Here is a 4,473-nt window from a genome sequence, read left to right on the forward strand (position 1 = left end):
GCCGGTGAACCGCTCGACGAAGCGTCGGCATGCCGGAAGGCGGGCGAGCTCGTCGCGCAGGGGCGCGCCGACATCGTTGCGCTGACACTCGGCGCGCGCGGCGCATGGGTCGTCACGCGCGAGCGCGCGCTGCGCCTGCCGGGCAGGCCCGCGGCCGTGTGCAGCACGGTGGGTGCCGGCGACAGTTTCGTCGGCGGGATGATCTGGGCGCTGGCGCGCGGCGTGCCGTTCGACGACGCGTGCCGGTATGCGCTGGCGGCATCGGCCGCGTCGGTCGAGCATCCCGGTACGGCACTGTGTACACGCGAGGACGTCGAGCGGATTCATGCGGAACTGGTTGCGCAGGCACGCGGCACGGCCATGGCGCGAGGTGCGGCATGAGCTTGCGTGCGATCGTCTGCCTGCTGCTGCTGTCGTGCCTGCCGCGGATGTCGTCCGCCGGCGCCGGCACGGTCGCGCCCGTGTCGCAACGCGTGCTGATACTCGTCTATCACCGGTTTGCGACGCAACGCGTGGATTCGATGACGGTGCGCACCGGGACATTCGTCGAGCAACTGCACGCGATCGAGGCGAGCGGCTACCGTATCGTGCCGCTTGCCGACGTCGTGCGCTGGCACGATGGCCAGACGGATGCGCTACCGGCGCGCGCGGTCGCGATCACGGTGGACGACGGTCACCGTTCCGTCTACGACGTGCTGCGCCCGCTGCTGGCGGCGCATCCGGTGCCGGTCACGCTGTTCATCTATCCGTCGGCGATTTCCAACGCCCGCTACGCGATGACGTGGGATCAGTTGCGCGCGCTCGGCCGATCCGGCGGATACGATATCGAGTCGCATACCTACTGGCATCCGAATTTCGCCACCGAGCGCGCGCGGCGCACTGAAGCGGATTACCAGCGATTCGTCTCGTTCCAGTTGGACCGGTCGCGCGAGCGGCTCGAATCCGAAACCGGTCGGCCGATCCGGCTGCTGGCCTGGCCGTTCGGCGTCCATGATGCGCAGACCGACCGGCTGGCCGCTCGCGAAGGCTATGTCGCGGCGTTCACGATCGATGCCCGCCCCGTTCGGCCGACGGATCCCCCGATGGCATTGCCGCGCTATCTGATGACGGATGCGTGCGGCACGCGATGCATGAACGGATTGCTGCAAACCGCCGGGGAGCAGCCGTGACCGGTCACCGGATCGCGGGGTTACCGCCATCGTTCGCCGATGTCGTCTCCGTCGGGGTTCACGCCGGGCCGGATCCCGTGGGGCCCGCTGCACCATCGCTGCGTTCCTGCCGCGATTCCCGCCGGCCGGCACTGCGGGATCGGCCAGCCTGTACGAGCCGGATCGACCATGCCGTGGAATGACGAACGCTATCCGCCGTCGATGCGGAACCTGCCGCCGCCGGTTCGCGGCAAGGCGATCGAGATCGCCAACGCGCTGCTGCGGCAAGGGCGCGCCGAGGGCAGCGCGATCCGTATCGCGATCGCGCAGGCGAAACGCTGGGGGCGGGCGCATGCTGCCTTTCGCCCACGCGGGTGAGGGGCGGGGGCGTCAGGTCGATTCAGGTCGCGCTAGGCCCCGCATCGAGCCGGGCAGGCACGCGGGGCCGGCGTGCGTTCGACGGATGCCGCATGCAGCCGCCCGGCCAGCACGCACGCAAGCAGCATGGCGACGACGGCGATGCCGTGAAGCGGGTTGCGCAGGCACGACGCGACCTGCTCGCTCCTGCCGACGCCGAACAGGCACCACAGGCAGAAGTGTTCGCAGTTGTTGGTGAGCAGCCGGTAGCGGCATTCGCCGAGGCGCGAGGTTGCGCGCCGCGCCGCCTCCGTGCCGTCGTACGGAGCCCGCGCGTGCCGGACCATCGCGAGACCGAAGCCGGCGCAGAAGTCGTCGAGGGAGACGACTTCGACCGGGCCGCCGCCCGGACTGCGTGCCAGGCCCGCGTAGTGGATCACGTTGCCGTTGCCGATGTAGATCCCGTGGTGAACGTAACCGGGGCGCCGGGTCACGAGGTGGGCGCCGACCGGAAGGTCGTGGTGCGGCGCGGCATCGTCGGCATGGGCTGTGTTCGGGTGAGTCATGGCCAGCTCCTGGAACTGGTGGCGGCCGTGCGGAACACTTGCTCGCGAGCCGCGGTACGCGTTGCATCCTGTCACGTCTCCAGTATTGGCGGCGGAACATGGCCGGACAATCAGCGCGGTCTGAGCTTGCTGTCCGACGTCGGGTCGCCGTGTCGGAAATTTCCGACGCGCCGCGCAATATCGGCTGACAGCCGGAACGGACAATGGCGCCGCGCCGCCGCGCGTGGCGCGTCGTGCGGGCTCGCCGCGCCGCTGGCCGGTCGGGAGCACTTGACCTGCGTCAACCGGAAATCGACGTTCCGCGCGACGCTGGCTTCGTCAACGATGCGAATGCGTCACGTCGCGGCACGCCGGCCGTGACGCGCCCGGACGAACGAGCCGCATCGCCACCCGCGTGCCTGAATCGGGAGAACGAAATGCGGACTGGAATCGTCGGGTCGCTACTGCTGTCGACCTGTTTGATGGCCGCCGCCGCGAGCGTGCCGGCTCAAGCGCTGCCCGAGCCGATCGTGCGGAACGGCGCCGTATACATCACGGGCGGCGTCGGCGAGGAGGAAGTCGCGGCGTTTCGCGCCGCTGCGCCGCGTTACAACTTGCGGATCACGTTCGCGACGAAGGCCGGTCATTACCTGTCCGACATCGACGTCACGTTGGCGTCCGGCAAGTCGATGATCCTCGACGCGCACACGGCCGGCCCGTTCCTGTTCGCGCGCGTGCCGCCGGGGCGATATACGGTATCGGCGCGCGATCGGGCCGTTCAGGAAGTCCGTCACGTCGTCGTACCGGCGCACGGCGCCGTCGATATGCGGTTCTACTGGCGGAACCCGGACCGGCGCGATGTGATGCGGCTTTGCAGCGGTTGTCCGGGCGCAGGCACGCCCTAGACGCGCATTGCGATCGACGCGTTTCGGGCGGCGGCGCAGCGCGTGCCGTTGATCTGCCTCACGCGGCGTGGCGGCGGATTCGCAACAATATCCGCAGGAATTCGCGTCGCGAGGTGTGCTTTGAAGAATCGTGCAATCGTCCATTGGCCGCGTGCCGGGCGGCACCAGCATGAGCCGTTTCGAGGCGGGTGGCAGGGCGCAGCGACGCTCGGCCGCGTGCTGGCGGGCATGCTGCTGGCGCTCGCGTGTGTCGCCGCCCGGGCCGGAACCGTCCCGGTGACGGTCGTCGATGCCGGCAGCGGCCGGCCGGTGTCGGGCGCGCTCGGTTATGCGTCGGGCAGCAGCCTGGTTGCATCGGCCGCCGGCATGTTTGCCGCGCCGGCGGGCGACGTGACGCTCAGCGTGACCGCGCCCGGCTATGCACGCGCGGAGGTCGTGCTCGCCGCCGGCGAGACGGCACGCACGGTGCGGCTCGTCCCGTTCCGTCCGAAGGCCGTCTACCTGTCGGTCTACGGTGTCGCGGATCGCACGCTGCGCGACGCGGCGCTCGCGCTCCCGGGCCGCACGGCCGTCAACGCGTTCGTGATCGACGTGAAGGGCGATCGCGGGATGACGCCGTATCGCAGCGACGCACGCGAAGCGATCGGCGCGGCGAGCGGCGAGCCGGGCCCGCGCGTCGCGGACCTGCCGGCGCTGATCCGCGCATTCCACCTGCGCGGGCTCTACCTGATCGCGCGCATCGTCGTATTCAAGGACGATCCGCTCGCGGCCGCCCATCCCGACTGGGCGGTGCACGACGCGGCCGGCGGAATCTGGCGTGATCGCGAGCATCTGCGCTGGATCGATCCGACCGTGCGCGCCGCGTGGGAACACAACTTCGATGTGGCCGAGGAGGCCGCGCGGATGGGTTTCGACGAGATCCAGTTCGACTATCTGCGCTTTCCGGATGCGAGCGGCCTGCGGTTCCACGAACCCAACACCGAGGCGAACCGCGTGGCCGCGATCACCGGATTCCTGGAGGGCGCGCGCGCACGGTTGCGGCCTTACAACCGCTACCTGTCGGCCGATATCTTCGGCTACGTGTGCTGGAATGCCGACGACACGCAGATCGGGCAGCGGCTCGGCTCACTGGGCGGGCTGGTCGATTACATTTCGCCGATGCTGTATCCGTCGGGCTTCACGTGGGGGCTGCCGGGCTGCCGCAAGCCGACCGATCACCCCGGCGAGATCGTCGGGCGGTCGCTCGCGGAAGCGATGCGCCGCACGGGGCTCGACGGCGTGCGGTTCCGGCCGTGGCTGCAGGCATTTCGCGACTATGCGTTCGACCGGCGCGCGTTCGACGCGGCGGACATCCGCGCACAGGTCGACGCCGCGGACGCGGCCGGCACGGATGGATGGATGCTGTGGAATCCGCGCAATCGTTACGATCCCGCTGCGCTGCCGCGCTGACCGGTGCGCTGCTGTTCGCGCTGGCGCCGGCCGGCGCTCGCGCGGTGCGCGACGCGGCACCGGCGACGG

General features: G+C 70.1%; 6 protein-coding genes. 5 read left to right on the forward strand and 1 reads right to left on the reverse strand.

Annotated features, from left to right (window positions below; all coding sequences use genetic code 11):
* The 3 genes from DPV74_RS39255 to DPV74_RS39265 form a co-directional block, all read left to right on the forward strand.
* Window positions 1-381: PfkB family carbohydrate kinase (locus DPV74_RS39255; protein WP_240440104.1), on the forward strand; the 381-nt coding region annotated here is incomplete at its 5' end.
* Window positions 378-1,169, forward strand: a complete 792-nt coding sequence (locus DPV74_RS39260) for a polysaccharide deacetylase family protein (RefSeq protein ID WP_091923014.1) — start codon at window positions 378-380, stop codon at window positions 1,167-1,169. The genes DPV74_RS39255 and DPV74_RS39260, both read left to right, overlap by 4 nt.
* A gap of 168 nt (window positions 1,170-1,337) precedes the next feature.
* Window positions 1,338-1,526, forward strand: a complete 189-nt coding sequence (locus DPV74_RS39265; RefSeq protein ID WP_059696763.1) for a hypothetical protein — start codon at window positions 1,338-1,340, stop codon at window positions 1,524-1,526.
* A gap of 32 nt (window positions 1,527-1,558) precedes the next feature.
* Here the strand turns inward: DPV74_RS39265 and DPV74_RS39270 are convergent, their stop codons facing one another.
* Window positions 1,559-2,071, reverse strand: coding sequence for a lecithin retinol acyltransferase family protein (locus tag DPV74_RS39270; protein WP_059696761.1), 513 nt, complete (start codon window positions 2,069-2,071; stop codon window positions 1,559-1,561).
* Window positions 2,072-2,487: 416 nt separating this feature from the next.
* Here DPV74_RS39270 and DPV74_RS39275 point away from each other — a divergent pair, with 416 nt between their 5' ends.
* Window positions 2,488-2,955 (forward strand): hypothetical protein, encoded by a 468-nt coding sequence (locus DPV74_RS39275; protein ID WP_091923103.1) that lies wholly within the window; start codon window positions 2,488-2,490, stop codon window positions 2,953-2,955.
* Window positions 2,956-3,183: 228 nt separating this feature from the next.
* On the forward strand, window positions 3,184-4,404 hold the full coding sequence (locus tag DPV74_RS39280) for a putative glycoside hydrolase (RefSeq protein ID WP_060082729.1): 1,221 nt from the start codon (window positions 3,184-3,186) through the stop codon (window positions 4,402-4,404).
* Window positions 4,405-4,473: the final 69 nt, after the last annotated feature.

This window comes from Burkholderia sp. HAN2018 (assembly GCF_024704855.1).
Classification (GTDB): domain Bacteria; phylum Pseudomonadota; class Gammaproteobacteria; order Burkholderiales; family Burkholderiaceae; genus Burkholderia; species Burkholderia cepacia.

Bases quoted from the DNA above. Each gene is read 5' to 3' on its own strand.
- DPV74_RS39280 (WP_060082729.1), top strand. From the start codon at position 3,184: ATGCTGCTGGCGCTCGCGTGTGTCGCCGCCCGGGCCGGAACCGTCCCG.
- DPV74_RS39265 (WP_059696763.1), top strand. From the start codon at position 1,338: ATGCCGTGGAATGACGAACGCTATCCGCCGTCGATGCGGAACCTGCCG.
- DPV74_RS39260 (WP_091923014.1), top strand. From the start codon at position 378: ATGAGCTTGCGTGCGATCGTCTGCCTGCTGCTGCTGTCGTGCCTGCCG.
- DPV74_RS39270 (WP_059696761.1), bottom strand. From the start codon at position 2,071: ATGACTCACCCGAACACAGCCCATGCCGACGATGCCGCGCCGCACCAC.
- DPV74_RS39275 (WP_091923103.1), top strand. From the start codon at position 2,488: ATGCGGACTGGAATCGTCGGGTCGCTACTGCTGTCGACCTGTTTGATG.